The 20,905-nt window shown below is 67.7% G+C and carries 18 protein-coding genes and 1 pseudogene; 12 read left to right on the plus strand and 7 right to left on the minus strand.

Features of this window, described 5'->3' with window-relative positions:
• The 6 genes from BGO47_RS04455 to BGO47_RS04480 form a co-directional block, all read left to right on the plus strand.
• A partial coding sequence (locus BGO47_RS04455; protein ID WP_292708961.1) for a hypothetical protein occupies window positions 1–414 on the plus strand: 414 nt, incomplete at its 5' end.
• Window positions 411–1,376, plus strand: coding sequence for a MoxR family ATPase (locus BGO47_RS04460; RefSeq protein ID WP_292708962.1), 966 nt, complete (start codon window positions 411–413; stop codon window positions 1,374–1,376). The genes BGO47_RS04455 and BGO47_RS04460, both read left to right, overlap by 4 nt.
• Window positions 1,373–2,722, plus strand: coding sequence for a DUF58 domain-containing protein (locus BGO47_RS04465; RefSeq protein ID WP_292708964.1), 1,350 nt, complete (start codon window positions 1,373–1,375; stop codon window positions 2,720–2,722). Before BGO47_RS04460 ends, BGO47_RS04465 begins: the two co-directional genes overlap by 4 nt.
• Before the next feature lie 32 nt (window positions 2,723–2,754).
• The gene (locus tag BGO47_RS04470) at window positions 2,755–5,130 is read left to right on the plus strand and encodes a transglutaminase-like domain-containing protein (RefSeq protein ID WP_292708966.1); all 2,376 of its coding nucleotides are present in this window, start codon (window positions 2,755–2,757) and stop codon (window positions 5,128–5,130) included.
• Between the two features lie 18 nt (window positions 5,131–5,148).
• On the plus strand, window positions 5,149–9,003 hold the full coding sequence (hrpA, locus tag BGO47_RS04475; RefSeq protein WP_292708968.1) for an ATP-dependent RNA helicase HrpA: 3,855 nt from the start codon (window positions 5,149–5,151) through the stop codon (window positions 9,001–9,003).
• A 68-nt stretch (window positions 9,004–9,071) separates the two neighbouring features.
• Complete coding sequence (locus BGO47_RS04480; protein WP_292708970.1) at window positions 9,072–10,388, plus strand: O-acetylhomoserine aminocarboxypropyltransferase/cysteine synthase family protein; 1,317 nt, start codon at window positions 9,072–9,074, stop codon at window positions 10,386–10,388.
• Between the two features lie 10 nt (window positions 10,389–10,398).
• Here BGO47_RS04480 and BGO47_RS04485 read toward each other — a convergent pair whose 3' ends face one another.
• On the minus strand, window positions 10,399–11,727 hold the full coding sequence (locus BGO47_RS04485; protein WP_292708972.1) for a M20/M25/M40 family metallo-hydrolase: 1,329 nt from the start codon (window positions 11,725–11,727) through the stop codon (window positions 10,399–10,401).
• A gap of 47 nt (window positions 11,728–11,774) precedes the next feature.
• Here BGO47_RS04485 and BGO47_RS04490 point away from each other — a divergent pair, with 47 nt between their 5' ends.
• Window positions 11,775–12,755 (plus strand): Gfo/Idh/MocA family oxidoreductase, encoded by a 981-nt coding sequence (locus BGO47_RS04490; RefSeq protein ID WP_292708974.1) that lies wholly within the window; start codon window positions 11,775–11,777, stop codon window positions 12,753–12,755.
• Between the two features lie 6 nt (window positions 12,756–12,761).
• On the opposite strand, the gene BGO47_RS04495 is transcribed toward BGO47_RS04490, so the two are convergent.
• The 4 genes from BGO47_RS04495 to BGO47_RS04510 all read right to left on the minus strand — a co-directional run bounded on the left by BGO47_RS04495 (window position 12,762) and on the right by BGO47_RS04510 (window position 15,519).
• Complete coding sequence (locus BGO47_RS04495; RefSeq protein ID WP_292708976.1) at window positions 12,762–14,177, minus strand: HNH endonuclease signature motif containing protein; 1,416 nt, start codon at window positions 14,175–14,177, stop codon at window positions 12,762–12,764.
• A 64-nt stretch (window positions 14,178–14,241) separates the two neighbouring features.
• A complete protein-coding gene (locus tag BGO47_RS04500; protein WP_292708978.1) occupies window positions 14,242–14,622 on the minus strand; it encodes a hypothetical protein in 381 nt (126 codons plus the stop codon).
• Window positions 14,623–14,695: 73 nt separating this feature from the next.
• Window positions 14,696–15,082 (minus strand): hypothetical protein, encoded by a 387-nt coding sequence (locus BGO47_RS04505; protein WP_292708980.1) that lies wholly within the window; start codon window positions 15,080–15,082, stop codon window positions 14,696–14,698.
• A complete protein-coding gene (locus BGO47_RS04510) occupies window positions 15,079–15,519 on the minus strand; it encodes a MarR family winged helix-turn-helix transcriptional regulator (RefSeq protein WP_292708982.1) in 441 nt (146 codons plus the stop codon). The genes BGO47_RS04505 and BGO47_RS04510 overlap by 4 nt, the downstream gene beginning before the upstream one ends.
• A 151-nt stretch (window positions 15,520–15,670) precedes the next feature.
• Here BGO47_RS04510 and BGO47_RS04515 point away from each other — a divergent pair, with 151 nt between their 5' ends.
• Window positions 15,671–15,910 (plus strand): hypothetical protein, encoded by a 240-nt coding sequence (locus BGO47_RS04515; protein ID WP_292708984.1) that lies wholly within the window; start codon window positions 15,671–15,673, stop codon window positions 15,908–15,910.
• 22 nt (window positions 15,911–15,932) lie between these two features.
• Here BGO47_RS04515 and BGO47_RS04525 read toward each other — a convergent pair.
• A pseudogene (locus BGO47_RS04525) lies at window positions 15,933–17,251 on the minus strand (acetyl-CoA hydrolase/transferase C-terminal domain-containing protein).
• A gap of 86 nt (window positions 17,252–17,337) precedes the next feature.
• Between BGO47_RS04525 and BGO47_RS04530 the strand changes: the two are divergent.
• The 4 genes from BGO47_RS04530 (at window position 17,338) to BGO47_RS04545 (ending at window position 20,621) form a co-directional block, all read left to right on the plus strand.
• Window positions 17,338–17,589 carry a DUF4287 domain-containing protein gene (locus BGO47_RS04530; RefSeq protein WP_292708986.1) on the plus strand — a complete coding sequence of 84 codons (252 nt, stop codon included), beginning with the start codon at window positions 17,338–17,340 and terminating at the stop codon, window positions 17,587–17,589.
• Between the two features lie 32 nt (window positions 17,590–17,621).
• Entirely contained in the window at window positions 17,622–18,740 is a 1,119-nt protein-coding gene (locus tag BGO47_RS04535) for a methyltransferase (RefSeq protein ID WP_292708988.1), read from the plus strand.
• Between the two features lie 190 nt (window positions 18,741–18,930).
• Window positions 18,931–19,542: a hypothetical protein gene (locus tag BGO47_RS04540; protein ID WP_292708990.1), complete on the plus strand. Its 612-nt coding sequence runs from the start codon at window positions 18,931–18,933 to the stop codon at window positions 19,540–19,542.
• On the plus strand, window positions 19,539–20,621 hold the full coding sequence (locus BGO47_RS04545; protein WP_292708992.1) for an XRE family transcriptional regulator: 1,083 nt from the start codon (window positions 19,539–19,541) through the stop codon (window positions 20,619–20,621). The genes BGO47_RS04540 and BGO47_RS04545 overlap by 4 nt, the downstream gene beginning before the upstream one ends.
• Before the next feature lie 10 nt (window positions 20,622–20,631).
• Here the strand turns inward: BGO47_RS04545 and BGO47_RS04550 are convergent, their stop codons facing one another.
• Entirely contained in the window at window positions 20,632–20,856 is a 225-nt protein-coding gene (locus BGO47_RS04550; protein ID WP_292708994.1) for a DUF2188 domain-containing protein, read from the minus strand.
• Window positions 20,857–20,905 lie beyond the last annotated feature (49 nt).

Genomic DNA, 20,905 nt, shown 5'->3' on the forward strand with positions numbered 1-20,905 from the left:
ACGCGAGTGACTGGACCGTCGTTGGAGCACCCCCGCTACGAGGTGCGCTACGGCGCGCCCCGAACGACGGACTTCACGAGCCTGTTCCGCACCGGCACCGACCCCGGGACGATCCAGTCCTGGTGGTGCGTCGGCGATGTGTGTTCGGACAATTCGACGACGATCACACCGACCGGCGCCGCGTACACGACACAGGTCGTCTTCCCCACCACCTGCGATGCAGACGGTCAGCCGTCGGCGACCATGGTGGATGCAGCGCCCGCCGACTACAGCATCACAACCAGCGGAACGCCGTCGGCCGACGACACGGAGACGGCGTGGGAAATCACTGTCTCGTTCTCGGGTCGCCTCGGCGGCCTGGACGCTTACAGCCACACGGGCCTGGTGTGCCCCACCCCCGAGAGGACCCCATGACCGTCACAGCCGACCAGGTGACCCGGTTCCACGACACGTTCCGCGTTCTCGTCGAAAACGTCGAACACGTCGTTCTCGGCAAGCGCCACGTCATCGAGCTCGCCTTCACGGCGATGATCTCGCAGGGGCACCTGCTTCTGGAGGACTACCCGGGAACGGGAAAGACGTCCCTCGCGCGCGCCATGGGTCAGAGCGTCGACGGCGTCAGCTCCCGCATTCAGTTCACCCCTGATCTGCTTCCGGGCGATGTGACAGGCATCACCGTCTACGACCAGAAGCGCGGCGAGTTCGAGTTCCACCGGGGCCCTGTCTTCGCGAACATCGTGCTGGCCGACGAGATCAACCGTGCAAGCCCTAAGACGCAGTCCGCCCTGCTTGAGGTGATGGAAGAAGGCCACGTCACGATCGACGGTGTGACCCGCCCGGTGGGTCAGCCCTTCCTCGTGGTGGCCACTCAGAACCCCATTGAGCAGGCCGGAACCTACCGGCTCCCCGAGGCTCAGCTCGACCGGTTCCTCATCAAGGCGACGCTGGGATACCCCGACCACGCCGCAACGCTGCGGATCCTCGAGGGCACCGCGACCGAGCGGGTCGAACTCTCACCGGTCGTATCTCTCGATGGCATCCGCGGGATGTCGGCGCTGGCCCGCGACGTCTACGTCAGCCCCGTCGTGCTCGACTACATCGCGCGGGTCGTGGACGCCACGCGCGCGGCTGTCGAGGTGCGCCTCGGCGTGAGCGTTCGGGGGGCGATAGCCCTCACCCGGGCTTCAAAGACCTGGGCTATCGCACACGGCCGCGGGTTCGTCACACCCGACGACGTGAAGGCTCTCGCCGAGTCCGTCCTCGCACACCGACTCGTCCTGGACCCGGAGGCAGAGTTCGACGGCGTCACCGCCCGCGCCGTGATCGGCCAGGTGCTCTTGGATGTCGCTCCCCCGACGCAGCGTGAGGCGCCATGACACCCACTCCCACGCCGCTCACCCGGGAGGTCACCGCGACACAGGCCAGCAGCCGTACGCGGATGACACAGACACACGGCACCACCGTCATCGCCATGCGCGGGGTCAGTGTCTGGCATCGCCTCACCGAGCGCGCCGTCCGGGCGTGGCGGTGGATCCGGGGGATCGTGCGACCGGGAGGATGGCTCGCGCTGATTGTCGCGACCGTCGGACTCGGGCTGGGCATCCGCTTCGGGATCGCCGAACTCATCGCTGCCGGCGCCCTGACCTCGGTTCTGCTGCTGCTGGCGCTGCCCTTCCTGTTGCGCGCACGGCCGTACACCGTGGACTTCACTCTCGTTCACGACCGCGTCGTCGCGGGTTCGAGGGCCCACGCGCAGATCACGGTGCGCAACGACACGTCACCGGTCGTGCTGCCCGGAACCATCGATATTCCGGTCGGGACGGGGATCATCGACATCGCGGTTCCCCTCCTTCGTGCGGGGACCTCCCACATCGAGGCCGTTGAGATCCCTGCGCCTCGCCGCGGAGTCGTCTCGATCGGACCGATCAGCTCGGTGCGCGGCGACCCCCTGGGGCTGCTGCGCCGAGAGGCGACGTGGTCACAGACCCGCACGCTCTACATCCACCCCCGCACAACTGCCATTCCACCGACGTCGGCGGGCTTCATCCGCGACCTCGACGGTCGCCCCTCGCCTGTCCTGGTCGATTCGGACATCTCCTTCCACGCGATCCGCGAGTATGTTCCCGGCGACGCGCAGCGCCATGTCCACTGGAAGTCGACGGCCAAGACCGGCACCCTGATGGTGCGCCAGTACGAGCAGACCCGCCGGTCTCGGATGGTCATCGCGATCGACACGGACCGATCGAGCTACCGAGACGAAGATGAGTTCGAACTGGCCGTCAGCGTCGCCGCTTCCCTCGGGGTGCGCGGCGTGCGCGACGGGCGGGATGTTCAGGTCGTCGTCGGCGAAGAGCTGCCCGAGTTCGCTCGGAGTCGAGTGCGCTCGATCCGTGAGCTGGCGACGATGACCGAACGCATCCTCATGGACGCCCTCGCCGGCGTGACAAGCCACGATGCCGTCAACCCGCTGTCCGAGGTCGCAGCACTGGCGGTCGAGGCTCACAGTGACGTCTCTCTCGCCTTCCTGGTGTGCGGCTCAACGATGACGGCAGCGGGTCTGCAGCGCTCAGCACTGGCGTTCCCGTCCCATGTCGGGGTTGCGGCGGTGGTCTGCGACCTCGAGGGCGAACCACGCCTGCGGCGACTGGGCGAAGCGACGGTCATCTCCGTCGGTGTTCTGGATGATCTGCGCCAGATCCTGCTGCGCGGGGCACAGTCGTGAGACCGGCAATGGTCCTCGGGACGGCAGCGTTCATGGTCCTCGCCGCCGTCGTCGGCGCGATCGGCATGTGGCCGATCTACGAGGATCCCTGGTTCACTGTGATGGCAGCCTCAGCGATCGCCCTCTCGATCGTCGTCGGCTCGATCTCGCTTGTGCGCTCGTGGGTGTGGTGGCGGACGGCTATCGCGTTCGTCGCGGTCTTCGTCGTGGCAGGCATCCCCCTGGCAGTTCCCGCGGTCCTCACCGACCCGAGCCTCATTCCCGTTGCCCTGGTCGGAGTGATCAGTGCACCGGTCACGGGTCCCAACAACCTGCTCACCCTGGAACTCCCGCTCGGAACGTATCAGGCAACGCTCGCTCCGGCGTTTCTCGTGCTGGTAGCGGCGCCGGGTACCGCGCTGGCCGTCGGCGCCAGAAGGTCCCGATGGTGGGGATTTGCAGCACCGGTCGCGCTGGTGCCGGCGGCGTTCGCGATCGTGTTCGGTGCGACAACAGCCGCGACGTCCGGCATTCTCGCGGAGGTCTCGATCCCGGGCCTGCGTGAGGCCCTGATCGGCATCGCCAGCTGCACCACGGTGCTGCTGTGGATGCTGTGGCGCTCCGTGACGGTGCGGCGTCTCGCCCTGCGCGAAGGGGGTGGCATCCGTCAGCGTCCGGCCCGCCGTGCGGCACTGGGTCGGGCAGCGATCGGCACCAGCATGCTCGTGATCGCCGTGATCGCCGCTGTCAGCATCACGCCGATCCTTACGGCACTGCATCCTCGGACGGTTCCCCGCTCGGCGAGTGAGCCCCTCATCCGTCTCGCCCAGGAGCCGAGTCCCCTGTCGACGTACCGCGCGATGTTCGCCGCAGGCACCGCGGACGAGGTCCTCTTCGAGATCACGACAGCGGGCGTCGACCGGGTGCGGCTTGCCACCCTCGGTTTCTACGACGGACAGCTGGCTCGGGTTACCGACCCGGCAGGCGGGATCAACGACCCCGCTACCGCTTACACGCGACTTCCGTCGGCACGCCTCGGGGGAGGCGGCGACGGAGTGCGCGCGGACGTCGTTATCGGGGAGTATTCCGGCCTCTGGGTACCGACAGTGGGAACGGTGTCGGCTATCGCCTTCGACGGCGCCGACCGTGCAGCGCTTGCCGACGGCTTCTTCTATGACGCTACGGCAGGATCGGGCATCGACATCAGCCCCGTCTACGGCGCGGGGACCACCTACACGCTCCGCGCCGCGGCTCCCGCATCGATGGACCTGTCGGCGGCAACACCACCTCGTTCGGCGCCGACCCTGGACGAATCCATCGTCCCCGCGAGCCTCACGCAATGGATCCGCCTGCAGGAGGCGGGGGGCGCGGGTGCAGGCCTTGCAGAACTCATCGACCGCCTGCGTCAGCGCGGATATCTCAGCCACGCGCTCGAGACGCCGCCTCCCGGTACCGGCTGGGTCACCGACCTCGGCGACTACACGTTCGCGCCCAGTCGCGCCGGACACTCCACAGACCGCATCGACGCCCTCTTCGCGGCTCTCGTCAATAGACAGACCCAGTTCCCCGATGCGACGGATGCCGAACTGGTCGCGGCTGTCGGTGATGACGAGCAGTTCGCCGTGGCCGCGGCGATGATCGCCGACCAGCTCGGGTTTCCCTCCCGGATCGTGGTCGGCGCTCGCCTGCAGGCCGACGACGGCTCGGCGGCGGGTGTCCCACCCTGTGAGGAGGGGACCTGCCGAGGCCGCAACATCACAGCCTGGGTCGAGGTCCAAGACGTCTCCGGCACCTGGATTCCGGTCGATATCACTCCCCAGCATGAGATCCCGATGGATGCTGTCGTCGAGGAACGACGGGACCCGGAGAACGCCACCGACGTCGAGAGCGAGCGCGCCGAGGTCGTCAAGCCCCCCGAGGCCGACCCGGCGGACGCGGACCCCCGCGCGTCCGACGATCAGCAGATCGAGTCCGACCTGTCGAGCCTTGTGCTGGCGGTGCAGATCGCCGGGAGCATCCTGCTCGTTCTCGGAATTCTTCTCGGGCCCCTCGCGGGGATCGTTGCGGTCAAGGCGTGGCGGCGCCGCCGCCGGCGACACGCCGCGCTGCCTGCCCAGCGCATCTCCGGAGGCTGGGACGAGTGGGTCGACGCGACGATCGACAGCGGTGGCCCCCTGCCTGCCACCCGCACGCGCAGCGAGTTCGTGGAGGCAGCCGGCGGCGCCGACGATGCCCGCGCGCTTGCGGTGCTCGCCGACCGTGCCAGCTTCGCTGACGACTCGCCGCGGGACGAGGAAGCCGCAGCGTTCTGGCGACTCGTCGATCGCGAGCGCGAACGCCTGGGCGAGGCGGGATCGTGGCGCGATCGGATGCGGGCGGCGCTCTCGCTGCGGTCCCTGCGTCGCGGCCGGCGTGACCGCCTCCCGTAGCGGTTACGATCGAAGGCTATGCCCGCGCCAGAACCCGTCATCCTCTACCCGCCGGAGCTGCCCGTCAGCGCCGCCCGGGATGAGATCGCGCGCGCCATCGAAGACCATCAGGTCGTCATCGTTGCAGGGGCGACGGGCTCGGGCAAGACGACCCAGCTTCCGAAGATCTGCCTCGAGCTCGGTCGCGGTCGTATCGCCCACACGCAGCCTCGGCGGATCGCCGCGCGCTCGATCGCCGAGCGCATCGCAAGCGAGCTGCAGGTACCCCTGGGCGGCGCGGTCGGCTATCGGGTGCGGTTCACGGATGCCGTGAGCGAAGACACGCGGATCACGCTGATGACCGACGGCATCCTGCTCAATGAGATCCACCGCGACCGGCTGCTGCGCCGCTACGACACGATCATCATCGACGAGGCTCACGAGCGGTCACTGAACATCGACTTCCTGCTGGGGTACCTGCGCCGCATCCTGCCGAAGCGCCCTGACCTGAAGGTCATCGTGACCTCCGCGACGATCGATCCCGAGAGTTTCGCGCGGCACTTCTCACCGAGGCCCGAAGATCCCGAGGCAGCTGCCCCGATCGTGGAGGTGTCGGGGCGCACCTATCCCGTCGAGATCCGCTATCGAGCCCACGACGAGAACGCAGACGATGACATCGACGGCCTCGTGGCGGCGCTGCGAGAGCTCGACCGCGAAGAGCGCGGAGACGTCTTGGTGTTCCTTCCCGGCGAAGCCGAGATCCGAGACGCGATGGATGCCGTCCGCGGCATGTATGCGCACGATGCCGCGCCGACCGAGGTCCTTCCCCTCTACGGGCGACTGAGCGCTGCCGAACAACACCGAGTGTTCGAGCCGTCGACCCGCGCGGGAGTGCGCCGTCGCGTCATCCTCGCGACGAACGTCGCCGAAACGAGCTTGACCGTCCCCGGCATCCGGTACGTGATCGACACCGGTACGGCCCGCATCTCGCGGTACTCGGTGCGATCCAAGATCCAGCGACTGCCGATCGAGGCGATCTCGCAAGCGTCCGCGCAGCAGCGCGCGGGCCGCGCGGGGCGCACGGCGCCGGGTATCGCCATCCGGCTCTACGCCGAGGACGACTTCACCTCTCGCCCCGAGTTCACCGAACCCGAGGTCCTGCGCACCAATCTCGCCGCCGTCGTGCTGCAGATGATGGCGCTCGGGATGGGGGATGTCGCAGCCTTCCCGTTCCTCACTCCCCCGGACTCACGCGGCGTGAAGGCTGCCATGGATCTGCTCGTCGAACTCCGCGCGCTCTCGGGAGGCAGACTCACGAAGATCGGCCGGGAGCTTGCCCGGCTCCCCATCGATCCACGGTTCGCGCGAATGCTCATCGAAGCGCGCGAGCGGGATGTGCTGCCGAGCGTCTTGGCGATCGTGGCCGGCCTGTCTCTTCAGGATGTCCGCGAACGGCCAGAGGAGCAACGCGAGCAGGCTGATCGCCTCCACGCACGGTTCACCGACCCCACGAGCGACTTCCTCTCGCTGCTCGGTCTGTGGAACTACCTGCAGGAGAAGCAGTCAGAGCTCGGCTCGAGCGCGTTTCGGCGGATGTGCCGCGCCGAGTTCCTGAACTACGTGCGTGTGCGCGAGTGGGTCGATGTGCACCGGCAACTCGCGGATCTGATGGGCGCACGGCGCGCGAAGACGAGGGTCGACGCCGACCCGGGTGCCGTCCATCGCGCGATCCTGTCGGGTTTGCTCTCGCAGATCGGCATCCGCGATGACCGAGCAACGACGTCCGCAGCCAAAGGCGCAGCTTCCGGCAAGCCTCGCCGCCCGACCGCCGAATACCGCGGAGCCCGCGGCGCGCGCTTCGCGATCTTCCCGGGGTCGGGGCTTCGCAAGAAGAGTCCGGATGCCGTCATGGCGGCAGAGCTCGTCGAGACCTCGCGCCTGTTCGCCCGGACCGTCGCAGCGGTCGAGCCAGCCTGGGCCGAGGAGCTCGCCGGCGACCTCGCCCACCGTCAGCTGGGCGAGCCTCACTGGTCGCGGTCGGCGGGCGCGGCATCCGCGTACGAAAAGGTCACCCTGTTCGGGGTGGAGATCATTCCGAAGCGACGCGTGCAGCTCGCCCGGTTTGATCGGCCGCTTGCTCGGGAGCTCTTCATCCGCCACGCGCTGGTCGAGGGCGAATGGGATGCCGCAAACCTCGATAAGCGCCTGACAGCCTTCGACCGGCGCAACGCGGATCTGCGACGGCGCCTGGAAAAACTCGAGGAGAGGGAACGGCGCCGCGACATTCTCGCGGGCGATGAGGCGGTTTTCGCGTTCTACGACGCACGGATTCCGCGTGACGTGTTCGACGTCCGCTCATTCGAGTCGTGGTGGCGAGAGACCTCGAACCGCACTCCGCGCCTGCTCGACATGGGCGAATCCGACCTTGCCGAGGGCGCCGCGGCAGCGCGCAGCGATGAGTATCCCTCCCGGTGGACGCAGGGCGATCAGGTGCTCTCGCTGAGCTACCGGTTCGAACCGGGCGCCGCCGACGATGGGGTCAATGCTGTGGTGCCGGTGGCCCTCCTCGCGGGGCTTCGCGACACTGGATTCGACTGGCAGGTGCCGGGACTGCGCGACGAGCTGATCGCCGCGCTCATCCGGGCACTGCCCAAGGCCATTCGCCGTCACGTCGTGCCTGCTGCCGACTGGGCAGCGCGATTCTCGGCGGATCTCGCCGGCGAGGGACCGGAGGATCACGGCGGACTCCCGCCGACGACCCTTCGGGCAGCGCTCGCGGGGCGGATCCAGCGCGTGGCCCACCATCCTGTCACGGCAGACGATTTCGACCTCGAGCGCGTACCTCCCCACCTCGGGATCTCGTTCCGGGTGGTCGATCAGCGAGGACGCACGCTCGGCTCCGGGCGCGACCTCACCCGCCTGCAGCAGGAGTTGGCCGGGGCTGCCCGGGGTGCCGTGGCATCCTCCCTCTCCCGCCCGCCGGCACCCACCCAGCGTGCGCCGAAGCCGGCTGCCGATACCGCCGCGTTCACGGAGGTATCTGGGCTCACCGACTGGACGCTCTCCGAGCTTCCCGCCGTCGTCGACACGCGCGTTGCCGGCGGTGTGGTGCGCGGTTATCCCGCCCTCATCGACGAGGGGGAGAGCGTCGCGCTGCGGATCGACGCCACTCCGGAGGCCGCCGAGCGAGCCACCCGCGCAGGTCTTCGTCGCCTGCTGCTGCTCGCGGTACCCTCCCCCGCCACGTATGTGCTCGACCACCTCACTGCCGCCGAGAAGCTCGCGCTCGCGGCATCCCCGTATTCATCGGCGCGCGCCCTCGTGGAGGACTGCCGGGTCGCCGTGGCAGACGCAATCCTCGCCCGCTTTGCCGATCCGATCCGCACCCGCGCCCAGTTCGAGACAGCGCGGGATGCGTTCTCGGCCGAGGTGACCGACGCCCTGTTCTCGGCGGTTTCGCTGACCTCCCGCATCCTCACCGCGGCGCGCGAGGTCGAGCGGGGCCTTCGAAACCTCAATGCCATGACGCTGCTGGCAGCGCTCACCGACGTCCGCGGGCAGTTGTCGGGGCTCATCTATCCCGGTTTCGTGTCGAAGGTAGGGCTGGAGCGTCTCGCGCACTACCCGCGATATCTCGCGGCCCTGATCACCCGCACCGCCGCACTCGCCGAGAACCCCGGACGTGATCGACAGCGCTTGACCGAGTATGAGCGCGCGGCGGCAATCTACCGGGATGCTGGCGGCACGATTCCCCTGGCCCCCGACGCCCCCGCGCCGCTCGTTCACGGGCGCTGGCTGCTCGAGGAGTACCGCGTGAGCCTGTTCGCCCAGAACCTCGGCACTGCCGAACCCGTCTCGCTGCAACGGTTGACGAAGGCGTTGGCCGGCGCCTGAGTGCGCCTGGCTGTCACACAGCGACACACAGCTCCGACGGGGGCGACGCCGCATGCCACGATGGAAATGTGACCACCCCTGTGCCCGATCCCACCGCGTCGTTCGCGACCGCCCAGGTGCAGGCAGGGTACGTGCCCGGTGTCGCGCAGAACACCGCCGTCGTGCCGATCTACCAGTCCAACGGCTACGAGTTCCCCTCCCTCGCCCACGCGCGCGACGTCTTCGCCCTCCGCAGCCTTGGCAACGTCTACAGCCGCAACGCGAACCCCACCCAGGCGGTGTTCGAGCAGCGCATCGCTGCCCTCGAGGGTGGGCGAGCCGCTGTCGCGGTGTCGTCCGGGCAGGCGGCCGCGGCGGCGGCGATTCTTGCGCTGGCCTCGGCTGGCGACCACGTGGTTGCTGCCCGCCAGCTCTACGGCGGCACCGTTGATCTGCTGTCGGACTCGCTCGGGAGCCTCGGCATCGAGGTCACCTACGTCGATCAGGACGACACGGATGCCTGGCGTGATGCGGTTCGCCCGAGCACGCGAGCCTTCTTCGCCGAGACGATCACCAATCCGCTGGCGACCGTGCTCGACATCCGTGCCGTCGCCGATGTCGCCCACGCCGCGGGGGTGCCGCTCGTCGTCGACAACACCGTCGCGTCGCCGTACCTGGTGCGTCCGGGCGAGCACGGCGCAGACATCGTCATCCATTCCGCCACGAAGTACATCGGCGGGCACGGCGTGGCGCTCGGCGGCGTGGTGGTCGATATCGGCTCGTTCGATTTCGGCGCCGATCCCGGGCGCTGGCCCCAGTTCACGACGCCGTATCCCCGATTCGGCGACCTGGTGCTGTGGGACCGTTTCGGGGAGCAGGGGCTTGCCCTGGTCATCTACATCAAGACCCGGTTCGTGCACGATTTCGGAACGACCCTGCCGGCGTGGTCGTCGTTCCAGCTTCTCCAGGGGCTCGAGACCCTCGATCTGAGGATGCAGCGTCACTCGGCGAGCGCACTCGCCGTCGCGCGATTTCTCGAGCAGCATCCCGCTGTCGAGAAGGTGTGGCATCCGGGACTCGCGTCCAGCCCGTGGCACGCGACTACCCAGCGCTACTTGCCGCGTGGGGCCTCGTCGGTGTTCTCGTTCGATCTCGCCGGCACCGGGGATGCGGATGCCGATGATCGCCGCGTCGAGCAGGTCATCGACGCGCTGCACGTCATCCGCCTGGTCGCCAACATCGGCGATGCTCGCAGCATGGTGAACCACCCGGCATCCATGACCCACCTGCACTTGACCGCGGAGCAACTGCGCGAAGCAGGCATCTCGCCTCGGACGATCCGGCTCTCGATCGGACTCGAGGACGAGACCGATCTCATCGCGGATCTCGCGCAGGCGCTGGCCTAACGGAGCGGGGTTACGACGCTTCGATGAGAGCGCGGTAGAAGCCGATTCCGCGGAGCCATACCTCGACGCGGATTCTCTCGTTGTGCGAGTGCAGCGCGTCGCGCTCGGACCGGGTCAGATGGAATGGCGTGAACCGATAGACGTGGTCGCTGATTGCCGTGAACCACCGGCTGTCGCTTGCGCCGAGCTGCACGTAGGGCGTCGGAACGATATCGCCGCCGAGAGTCGAGACCACGGCGCTGGCGATCCGCCGCCACGGCTCTCCTCGCCAGGGCGAAACCGGCGACGGGTTGGAGGCGTGACGCACCTCGAGCTCGACCTTCTCGTCGGCCACCGCCCGACGCACGTGTGCGGTTGCGCTCTCGATGGTGTCGCCAGTGAGCAGGCGGATGTTTACCGACGCCTTCGCTGACGTGGCCAGGACGTTCTCCCCGGGTGCGCCGCTGAGTTCGGTGACGACCGCGGTGGTGCGCACCATCGCGTTGGTCTCCGGCCCGCCGAGCGTGAAGGCGCCGGCAAGCAGCGGCCCCGTGATCTCACCGCGCCGGAACAGGGTCCGTAGCGGTTCGGGAGTGTGGGGCGAGAGGGTTGCGAGCATGGCGCGTACCGGGGGTGCGAGCCGCGTCGGGAACGGTTTGCGCCGCAGCCGGTCGATAGCTCGCGCCAACCGTGCGGTGGCGGGCATCGCGGGCGGCGTCGATGCGTGCCCGCCCTGTTCGCGGACGGTCATGACGAGGGTCATGACCCCCCGTTCGGCGACACCAATCATCGCCGTGGGCACCGCGACGCCCGGGATGATGCCCTCGACGACGGCGCCGCCCTCATCGAGCACGAGCGCCGGATGGATGCCGCGCTCTTCCAGGTGCGCGACGATCGCGCGCGCTCCGTCTCCCGACGTCTCTTCGTTGTGACCGAACGACAGGTAGATGTCGCGTGCCGGTGTGAATCCTTCGGCGACGAGAATCTCGACAGCCTCGAAGATGGCAACGAGCGACCCTTTGTCGTCGATGGCGCCACGGGCGTGGAGTTCGGCATCCTCACCCTCGCCCACGATCTCGGCACCGAACGGTGGATGCTGCCACTCCGCCTCGATGACGGGCACGACATCCATGTGGGCCATGAGAACGAGCGGATCCTCGGATGAGGTGCCCGGCCAGCGGTACAGCAGCGAGTGGCGGGCGATCACGTCACGCTCGAGGCGCTCATGCGTCTTCGGGTAGAGGCGCTCCAGCGCACGGTGGAACTCGTCGAACACCGACGCATCCATCCGCGAATCGTCGGCGTACGACACGGTGGGGATAGCCAGGAGTTCTCGGAAGCGATCCAACGGAGTGCTCATGCTTCGAGGCTACTCGCGGCACTGCGCGGGCGGGCTACGCTCGAACCATGACTGCATTGCGATGGGGAATCCTGGCCACGGGCGGTATCGCACACGCCTTCACGAGCGACCTGCGAACTGCCGGACTGACCGTCTCAGCGGTGGGATCTCGGCGTCCGGATGCCTCGCAGGCTTTCGCTGACCAGTTCGACATTCCGCACGCACACGGTTCCTACGAAGACCTCGTCGCCGATCCCGACGTCGACATCGTCTACATCGCAACGCCGCATCCGATGCACGCCGACAACGCTGTGCTCGCGCTCGAAGCTGGCAAGCATGTGCTCATCGAGAAGCCCTTCACGCTGACCGGCGCCGAGGCCGAGCGTGTGCGCGATGTCGCTCGCGCTCGGGGTCTACTGGCGATGGAAGCGATGTGGACCCGGTATCTGCCGCACATGGTACGGATCCGCGAGATCATCGCGGCCGGCACGCTGGGCGAGATCCGCACGCTGTTCGCCGATCACACTCAGCGGATCTCGTCCGACCCGAGCCACCGCCTCAACGCCCTGGAACTCGGCGGCGGGTCGCTCCTGGACCTCGGGATCTATCCGGTCTCGTTCGCGTGGGACGTGCTCGGGAAGCCGCAGACGGTGACCGCGCGCGGGCGCCTCGGCGACACGGGCGCGGATGCCGAGGTCGCGACGATCTTCACGCACGACGGTGGAGCGGTCTCGACCTCGATCTCGACCTCACGCGCGGTCGGCCCCAACACCGCCCATGTTCTGGGCACTGACGCACGCATTGACATCGATCGCGTCTGGTACACCCCCACCTCGTTCCGTGTTGTCGCGCACGACGGCGAGGTTCTCGAGGAGTATCACAGCGAGGTTCAGGGCCGGGGCATGCAGTACCAGGCGATCGCCGCCGAGCGGCTGCTCGCCGAGGGCAAGACCGACAGCGACCTGCTTGCGCTGGACGAGTCGGTAGCCATCATGCACGTGCTCGACGAACTGCGCGCGCAGCTCGGCGTGCGTTACCCGGGCGAATAAGCCCGCTCAGGCGGCAGCCGAGTCCACCCGGAAGACGGGAAGTCGGCGCTCCGGAGCAACGATGTACTGACGACCGCTCGGAGAAATCCATAGCAGCGACCCATCTCCGGTCTGGATGACGCGCCAGCCGCCATGGTGCTTGACCGTATGGTGCCCCTGACAGAGCGGAGCGGTATTCACGACCGAGGTCTCTCCGCCGTGTTCCCAGGCGAGCGAGTGATCGATCTGACATCGGGAGGCGGGGACACCGCACCCCGGTGCCATGCATCTATCGGCGCGCCACTTCGTCAGCGCCACCATGTCTGGCGGAGGTCGGTATCGGGTTCTGCCGACCGACAGAACGACGCCGGTTTCGGGGTGGGTCAGTACCCGGATCCACGACGTCGCGGCTCCCGCAAGTTCCCGCGCCTTCTCGATCGGGATAGGACCAACACCCTCCACGACCGCGGGGTCCTGAGGGCCATCGCCGTCGGCACCGAGCAGAGCGAGCGCGGGAACCGTCACGACAACCGTGGGGCGGATGCCCTGCACATCCTTCGGGTGAGCAGGAACAATACCGTCAAGCAGAAGATCGCACAGGATGTCGGCACGGATCTCGTCGAGCGTGCGGTCATCGGGCTGAGAGCCGCCGCCTTCGCCGCCGACATGCGCGGCGAGAAACGCCTTGCCCTTCGCCGTCATTCGTCCGTGAATCGCGTGAGCTTCGACCGTCGGCACCAGTGCATGCAGCCACGACATCCCGTCGGCCTCGGGCTCGACGAAGATCCTCCGGCGTCGGACGGCGTGTTCGTGCCGCACCGACAGTGTCGGCGCCAGTTCCCGATCGATGAGCCGTCGCAGCGCCCGCCTGAACGGCCCGACCGCGAGGGTCTCTGCGAGGTCTCGCGCATTCTCGACGAGCCGCGCCGCAACCTCCGGTTCGAGGGGCGCAAGCTCATCCACGATGATCGTCGCGTGCCGCTCGGTCATGCCCGCGCGGGCCAGCGAATTCCAGACCGTCGGGTACCGGTGCACGAGTGCCTCGGCACGGTACATCAGCATTCCGGCCTGGTTCTCGGTGATCCGGAGGGCTGCGGCCAGCTCGAGCCGCACCGAGCGCTCGATCAACTCCCGCGAGCCTCCGCCGTATCGCGTGACGTCGTCGAGCGCCTCGACACGCAGCTGGTCGATGCGGGCAAGCCGCTGCGCCGCGAACACCGCCTCCATCGTCGCGACCTCAAGCACGAGCGCCACGGCATCGGGCTGCGCCGGCACCCAGCCCAGCTCCTCGTCGGAGTCGCAGAAGTCACCTTCGCGAACGAAGCAGTCATCACCCTCATACACGAGGTACTCGTCGGGGTCGACGGTGTGCTGGTGGGCGCAGGACGCGGCATCCGGCTCACGAGCGTTCTCGCCCGGCTCGGTGGCGCCGAAATCGTCCATACCCCGACACTACGAGGGGGGTCCGACATTGCCCCCGGGGGTCCGGGCGCCGGACCGAATGCCGTCAGCGGCGCGTCGACCACCACGCCCAGGCAACGAGTACCGGCTGGAAGAACAGCCGAACGAGACGCTTCGTATCGGTATCGAGCCCGAAGCCGTCGCGCTTTTCGACGTACTGCGAGATGTTGCCGGGGAAGATCGCGATGAAGAACGCCGCGAGGATCGCGCCGACGCGGCGACGCTCCTTGGGCAGTGCGACAAGCGCCGTGCCGAGCATGATCTCGACAACGCCGGATGCCACCACGATCGCATCCTCATCCAGCGGCGAGAGTTCCGCGGCCCACGGCGGCACCTGTGTCTGGAACTCCTTGCGGGCCACCGTGAGGCGGGTCACTCCCGCGAAGATCATCGCCCCGGCCAGCATCCACCTCAGTACTGTTCGCATGCGCCCAGCCAAACCTCCCGCGCCGGGAAAGTCAACGTCGTAGGCGGGTGTCCAGCCGAGGCGGCGCGGGTCGTTACCGCTCGGGTGAGAGGGCGACGGCGAGCGCCCACACCACCAGCAGCGGTTGGAGCAGGAGCCGCACAAAGCGGCGCGTGTCGGTGTCGAGCAGCGGCGCAGACCGACCCGTCTGCCACTGGTGCACGTTCCCTGGAAAGACCGCGACGAAAAATGCCGCGACCGCGGCGCCGAGGCGTACCCGTTCGCGGGGCAGCGCTACGAGCCCGGCGCCGAGCATGATCTCCACGGCGCCGGAGCCGACGACGATTGCATCCTTGTCGGTGTGCAAGAGCCTGGTCGCCCAGTCCGGCACGACGATGCGATAGCCCCGCCGCCCCCACGTGAGATGCGACACTCCCGCTGCCACGAGGAGAGCCGCGAGGAGCCAGCGAAGCACCCTCATGCCGTGCGTCGGCCCGCCGGGTGTACCTCGACGGGCTCCTCGTGCAGGCCTCGCAGTGCCTGCGAGAGTTCTGGCGCACCCTTTGACAGGTCCCGGTCGAGAGCGCGCAGTCGCTTCTCGGCCTCCATGAGCGCCCAGTCCCCCTTCTCGGTGACCCGCAGCTCGGATGCCGAGCCGGCGTGAGCCGTCGAGTCGTGCACGAACCCTTCGTCCACGAGAGTGCGCACGGCCGTGTGCGCGGTCTGGACGGTGATCTGCGATCGGCGTGCAAGTTCGCTGAACGAAATGCCCGGCATCCCGTAGATGTGGCCGAGCAGGGCATACTTGCGCGTGGTGAGCCCGAGATCCTTCAGAACCGCGCCGAGTTGCGCCTCCCAGATGCTCGACATCGTCAGCAGCGCGATGACTGGACTGAACCGTCGTTGCTGAGCTGCCACGGGATCTCCTTCTGCGGGACGCCAGATCCTTCATCGTAGCCCGCGCCCTCCCGAACAGACGGGACAGGATCGTCGTGCATAAAGAAGTCAAGCGGCGATGACCGGGAAAAACCCCTGCGCAATCCGGCGTAGGTCGTGCCATCATCAGAAAATGGACACCTCGCTGTACGAGATCCGGAAGGACCTCAGTAGGGCCCTCGCGGAACTCCACGAGGCCCAGCAGAGCTATCCCGATGACCCCACCCTCCGCGCGATCGACAGCCTGCAGTCAGCCGTCGAGCGTCTCACGGACGTACTCGAAGAGATCCAGTCGTTCTTCGCACTCCCCGTTCCGACGACGACGGGACCCCAACCCGTCGCCTCGGGTTCGGGGCATCGGCACCACCGGTAGAGCTCAGGAGCCGCAGCGCGCCTCAGGCTAGGAGCCGCTGCGCTCGCGCAGCCTCAATCAAGGCATCCTTGTGGGCGTCATCGGCAAGCGAGATCAGGGCAAGCGCGCGCTCCTGCGTCGAGAGCCCCCGCAGATTCACCGTGCCGTGCTCGGTCACGACGTGCTCGACATCCATGCGCTCGTCGGTGACGATGTCGACCCGCGGCACGATCGTCGACACTGAGCCACCCTTGGCTGTGGCAGGGAGCACCACGAACGACTTGCCGCCCCCCGCGACTTGGCAGCCCCCGTCACGAAATCGAACTGTCCCCCCGATCCGGAGTACTGCAGGCCCCCGATCATCTCGGCGTTGACCTGCCCGTAGAGATCGACCTGAATCGCCGCGTTGACGGAAATCATGTCGTCGTTGCGCGAGATCACCTGCGGATCGTTGACGTAGTCGGCGGGAAAGCTGACCATCGACGGGTTGTCGTTCATGAAGGCGTAGGTGTGGGCATCCCCGACCGCCGAGGTCCAGACATGCCGCCGCGGATGCAGAGTCTTGCGCCGGCCTGTGATCACCCCCGATTCGATCAGGGGCACGAACGCCGATGAGAAGAGCGCCGAATGGATGCCGAGGTCACGGTGGTCGGCGAGGGCGGCGGCGACCGCGGCGGGAACCCGGCCGGCGCCGATCTGCAGCGTGGCGCCATCGGGAATGCGCGCCGCCACGAGCGCTGCGATCGCGAGGTCAGCGTCGGTCGGTGGTGCCTCAATGAGCTCGGGGAGGGGCGACGGATGCTCGACGACAGCGTCCACCTCGTCGATGTGAAGGAGGGAATCACCGAAGACGCGCGGCATGTTGGGGTTGACCTCGACGATCAGGCGGCGGCAGGCGCGCGCCGCGACGCTCGCGTAATCGTTCACGACGCCGAACGAGAAGTGACCGCTCGCGTCCATGGGGCTGACCTGCACCAGGAACGTGTCGATGTCGAGGTGTTCGCGGATCACCCGCGGCAGGTTCGAGAAGTTGACCGGAATGAAATCGAGGGTTTCGCGGTCGGCTCGAGCGGGGTCGGCGATGATGTGGTGATCGCGTCCGGCGACGAAGAACGTATGCGCACGGAGCTTCTCGATCACCCCGGGCTGCAGGATCGTGTCACCGATCGCGTCGCCGCCCATGCCGTAGTAGAGGTCGAGGTCGACGAGCTCGTCGGCGCGCACGCGATCGGCAAGAGCTGCCAGAATCGCCGGCGGCGCCCCGAGGCCCATCGCCACCAGCACCTGCACTCCCGAGGGGATGGATGCCGCGGCATCCGCTGCCGACATGAGCTTGCGACGGTAGTCATCCTGTACCGGCATCCGTGTTCCTCCAGCGCTGTCGCCGACGGATCCACTCTGGCATGACGGACGTCCGGGGTGTCGGGGACGGGCGCTACTGTCGTGTCATGGCCTCCCGCGTGCTCGCCCCTGACCTGTCCGGCATCGACAAGCCGAAAGGGCCTGCGTCGTACTTCCCGAGCATCGAGAAGACGTACGGTCGTCCGGTGCAGGACTGGATCGACATCGCTGTCGAGCGGCTCGACGCCGGCGACGCGCACATGGCAGTTGTCGAGGCGCTCAAGACTGAACACGGGCTGGGCCACGGCCACGCGAACGCCGTCGTGGCATACACGAAAGCGGCGCTCGCACAGGGCTGAGAGCTCCCTCGGCGCGGGATAGCGTGGATCCAGTGACCCTCGACCTCGACGCTCTTCGCCCCTTCCCCGATGCCGGTGACCCTGACCGCCGCGCACACGATGCGGCGGATCGGCTGCTCCTCGACGAGTCAGCCGACGCTCGGCGCGGCCTTGCGCGACATGAGATCGCCGTCATCGGCGATACGTTCGGCGCCCTGGCTCTCGCGTGCGCCAGCGATGCCGCCGATGGTGTCGTCCGCGTCCACCAGGACTCCCTCGGCGGTGAGCGCACCCTCACCGCCAATGCGCGATCGACCGGGCTCGAGGCATCCGTCGAGTCGCTCCCTCTTGATGCAGAGGTCGTGCGCGGTGCGCGGGTCGTACTCGTGCGCCTCCCCCGGTCACTCGAGGCGCTCCGCGACGTCGCGGGGCTGATCGCCGCGCACGCCGCGCCCGATGTCGTCGTGTTCGCGGGTGGGCGGATCAAACACATGAGCCTCGGCATGAACGACGTGCTGCGGGAGCACTTCGACACGGTGGATGTCTCGCACGCCCGGCAGAAGTCGCGGGTGCTCATCGCGCGCGGCCCTCACGGCGGGCGCGATCCCGAGCCGTCTGCGGCACGGCAGCACATCGGTGACACGGATGTCGAGGTCCGCGCCTTCGGCGGTGTGTTCGCCGGCGCGACACTCGACATCGGCACGCGCCTGCTGCTCGACAACCTGCCCGAGACGATCCCCGGGCAGGCGGTCGACCTGGCGTGCGGCAACGGGGTCGTCGGCGCGACGCTGGCCCTGCGGCATCCGGGGCTGCGCGTGTACGCGTCCGACGAGTCGGCCGCCGCCGTCGCTTCGGCTCGCGCGACCGCGGCAGCGAACGGGATTGGCGACCGGATGACAGTGGTTCGTGATGACGCACTGTCGACCCTGCCCGACGCGAGCGCGTCGTTCATCGCCCTGAACCCGCCGTTTCATCGGGGCGCAGCGATCGATGAGACGATCGCGCGCCACCTGTTCGCGGATGCGGCGCGCGTCCTGCGCCCGGGCGGCGAACTGTGGACCGTCTGGAACTCGGCCCTCCGCTACCGCCCGTCGCTCGAGAAAGTCGTCGGCCCGACTCGTCAGATCGCCCGGACCCCGAAGTTCACGGTCACGGCCTCGACGCGCCGTTGAGGACTAAACAGAGCCCGCACCGGGAGATCTAGAAGTCCCAGTCCTCGTCCTCGGTCGCGACTGCCTTGCCGATGACGTATGAGGAGCCAGACCCCGAGAAGAAGTCGCGGCGGCTATGACCCGCGAATGGCACGCCGCGGTCTGATGGTCCACACTTCCATCCGGTATATTTTCTGGTATATTTGCATGCATGGTTGATGCGCTGATCACTCCAGAGGATGCCCTTGCCGCTCTCGGACGCCCGTTCCTTCAGCACTTCCGCAGCGCAATCGACGAGACGCGCAACGACTTCGCACACTTCTTCGCAACACTCCCCTCCGACTGGCATGTCGACTGGTCCGACCGCACCCTCGCCGGGGTTATCCATGATCGACTCTGGAGCCACGTCACCCACGACGTCGAGGCGCTCGAGGCCAACATCGTCGTCACCGACAACGGGACGACCCGCACCATCTGCATCGATGACAGCGTCGGTCTCCGCGTGAAACGACACTCCATGGACGGACAGATCAGCGGCTACCGCACTCGCGGTTCCCGCGACTTCTACATGGGGACGCTCGCCGGGCTGGAAGTCGAGAACCTCGCGATCGGCTATGAATGGATCCCCGAGACGCGGAGCATCGGCCGCGCCGTGCTGTCCAAGCAAAAATCCACCGGCGCCGAGCCGATCTGGGTTATCGGTGTCGGTGAGATCGACGACGGCATCCTGCACGTCCCGTACGAGCCGATCATTCCGCCTCAGCCGGAGTTCGACTTCTCCGGAATCGTCGCCGCATCCGCGAAGGACGCTGAATCGTCATGAGCACTCTCGGCGACGCAATCACCACGCTTCGCCAGTCACGAGGGCTCTCGCAGACCGAGCTCGCCGACAAGATAGGCGCCACTCAGGTCACTCTCCACCGCTACGAAGCTGGAGAGCGTGAGCCACGCCCGGAAGTCGTGACTGAACTGGCGGCAGCGCTCGGCGTGACCGAGCAGTTCCTGCAGCACGAGTTCCGCCTTCAAGGCGGCGTGGCACAAGACGCACACATGAGAAAGCGGAAGACAACCAAGGCGGGCGACTGGAAGCTCGTGGAGGCGCGCCTGAACGAGCTGAGGATGAGCACCACGTACTTCCTTGCGCGTGCGCCCATGCGGCAGGAGTTCACGGTGCCCGAGGTGGACATGACCGTCACCTCGCCGGAAGAGGCCGCGCAGCTCACCCGTGCCCGGTGGAGAATGCCGAGCGGCCCCGTAGCCTCAATCACGCCGTGGCTCGAAGCTGCCGGGATCGTGGTGATCGTAGAAGACTTCCCCACGCCGAAGATCGACGGCATGAGCCAGTGGGGCAAGGAATCCGCTGTGATGCTCGTGAACGGGCTACTCCCCCTGCACCGGCGCCGACTGACAATGACGCACGAACTCGGGCACCTCGTCATGCACGACGAGGTACTGGCCGGCGACGACGACGTCGAATCAGAGGCGAACGCATTCGCCGCCGAGTTCCTCATGCCAGGACACATCATCCGCAACGAACTCCGCCCGCTGAGCGGAGCCTCCGCGCAGCGAACGATTTCGCTTCTCCTGACGCTCAAGGAGCGTTGGGGCACGTCGATGCAGGCACTGTACGAGCGTGCTTTCAGTCTCGGAGTTGTCGATGCCGCCAGGCGCCAGGACTTCTACAAGATGATGAGTGCCCGGCGCTGGCGAACTCGCGAGCCCGGGGATGAGACGTTCATCCCCGAGACGCCGCGGCTCGCACCGAGCATCGGAGGCTCGCTCCGCGCGAATGGACTCGGTGATCTCCAGGTGGCCGAGATGCTCGGCTTCACGTCGACGGAGCGGATCTCGCCGTTCTTGCCGACGCCCGAGCTGCGGTCACACCTGCGCGCCTTGGGATGAATCCCGCTGGTCAGCCCTTGGGCGGGTAGGGGTCCTTGCCGTAGGAGTTCTTCTCGCCGATCGTGCCGTCCATCTTGCGGATGGTGTGCTCGACGCCGCGGTCCTGCGCCATGCGGCGGCCAATGGCCTGCTGCTCGGCTTTGGTGCCGCCGGCGTGAGCAGCGCGCGAGCTGCCCTCGACCTTCGACTTCCAGACGCCTCCGTCGTTGTAGGTACTGATGTCACCTTTCGCCATGTTCGTTCCCTTCAGGATGTGGGCAAAATGCGGGCACGGCCCCGATCTG

The sequence above is a fragment of the Microbacterium sp. 67-17 genome (genome assembly GCF_001898325.1).
Classification (GTDB): Bacteria; Actinomycetota; Actinomycetes; order Actinomycetales; family Microbacteriaceae; genus Microbacterium; species Microbacterium schleiferi.

Bases quoted from the DNA above. Each gene is read 5' to 3' on its own strand.
- BGO47_RS04540 (WP_292708990.1), top strand. From the start codon at position 18,931: ATGGTTGATGCGCTGATCACTCCAGAGGATGCCCTTGCCGCTCTCGGA.
- BGO47_RS04515 (WP_292708984.1), top strand. From the start codon at position 15,671: ATGGACACCTCGCTGTACGAGATCCGGAAGGACCTCAGTAGGGCCCTC.
- BGO47_RS04545 (WP_292708992.1), top strand. From the start codon at position 19,539: ATGAGCACTCTCGGCGACGCAATCACCACGCTTCGCCAGTCACGAGGG.
- BGO47_RS04505 (WP_292708980.1), bottom strand. From the start codon at position 15,082: ATGAGGGTGCTTCGCTGGCTCCTCGCGGCTCTCCTCGTGGCAGCGGGA.
- BGO47_RS04465 (WP_292708964.1), top strand. From the start codon at position 1,373: ATGACACCCACTCCCACGCCGCTCACCCGGGAGGTCACCGCGACACAG.
- BGO47_RS04550 (WP_292708994.1), bottom strand. From the start codon at position 20,856: ATGGCGAAAGGTGACATCAGTACCTACAACGACGGAGGCGTCTGGAAG.
- BGO47_RS04460 (WP_292708962.1), top strand. From the start codon at position 411: ATGACCGTCACAGCCGACCAGGTGACCCGGTTCCACGACACGTTCCGC.
- BGO47_RS04500 (WP_292708978.1), bottom strand. From the start codon at position 14,622: ATGCGAACAGTACTGAGGTGGATGCTGGCCGGGGCGATGATCTTCGCG.
- BGO47_RS04490 (WP_292708974.1), top strand. From the start codon at position 11,775: ATGACTGCATTGCGATGGGGAATCCTGGCCACGGGCGGTATCGCACAC.
- BGO47_RS04495 (WP_292708976.1), bottom strand. From the start codon at position 14,177: ATGGACGATTTCGGCGCCACCGAGCCGGGCGAGAACGCTCGTGAGCCG.
- hrpA (WP_292708968.1), top strand. From the start codon at position 5,149: ATGCCCGCGCCAGAACCCGTCATCCTCTACCCGCCGGAGCTGCCCGTC.
- BGO47_RS04530 (WP_292708986.1), top strand. From the start codon at position 17,338: ATGGCCTCCCGCGTGCTCGCCCCTGACCTGTCCGGCATCGACAAGCCG.
- BGO47_RS04470 (WP_292708966.1), top strand. From the start codon at position 2,755: ATGGTCCTCGCCGCCGTCGTCGGCGCGATCGGCATGTGGCCGATCTAC.
- BGO47_RS04485 (WP_292708972.1), bottom strand. From the start codon at position 11,727: ATGAGCACTCCGTTGGATCGCTTCCGAGAACTCCTGGCTATCCCCACC.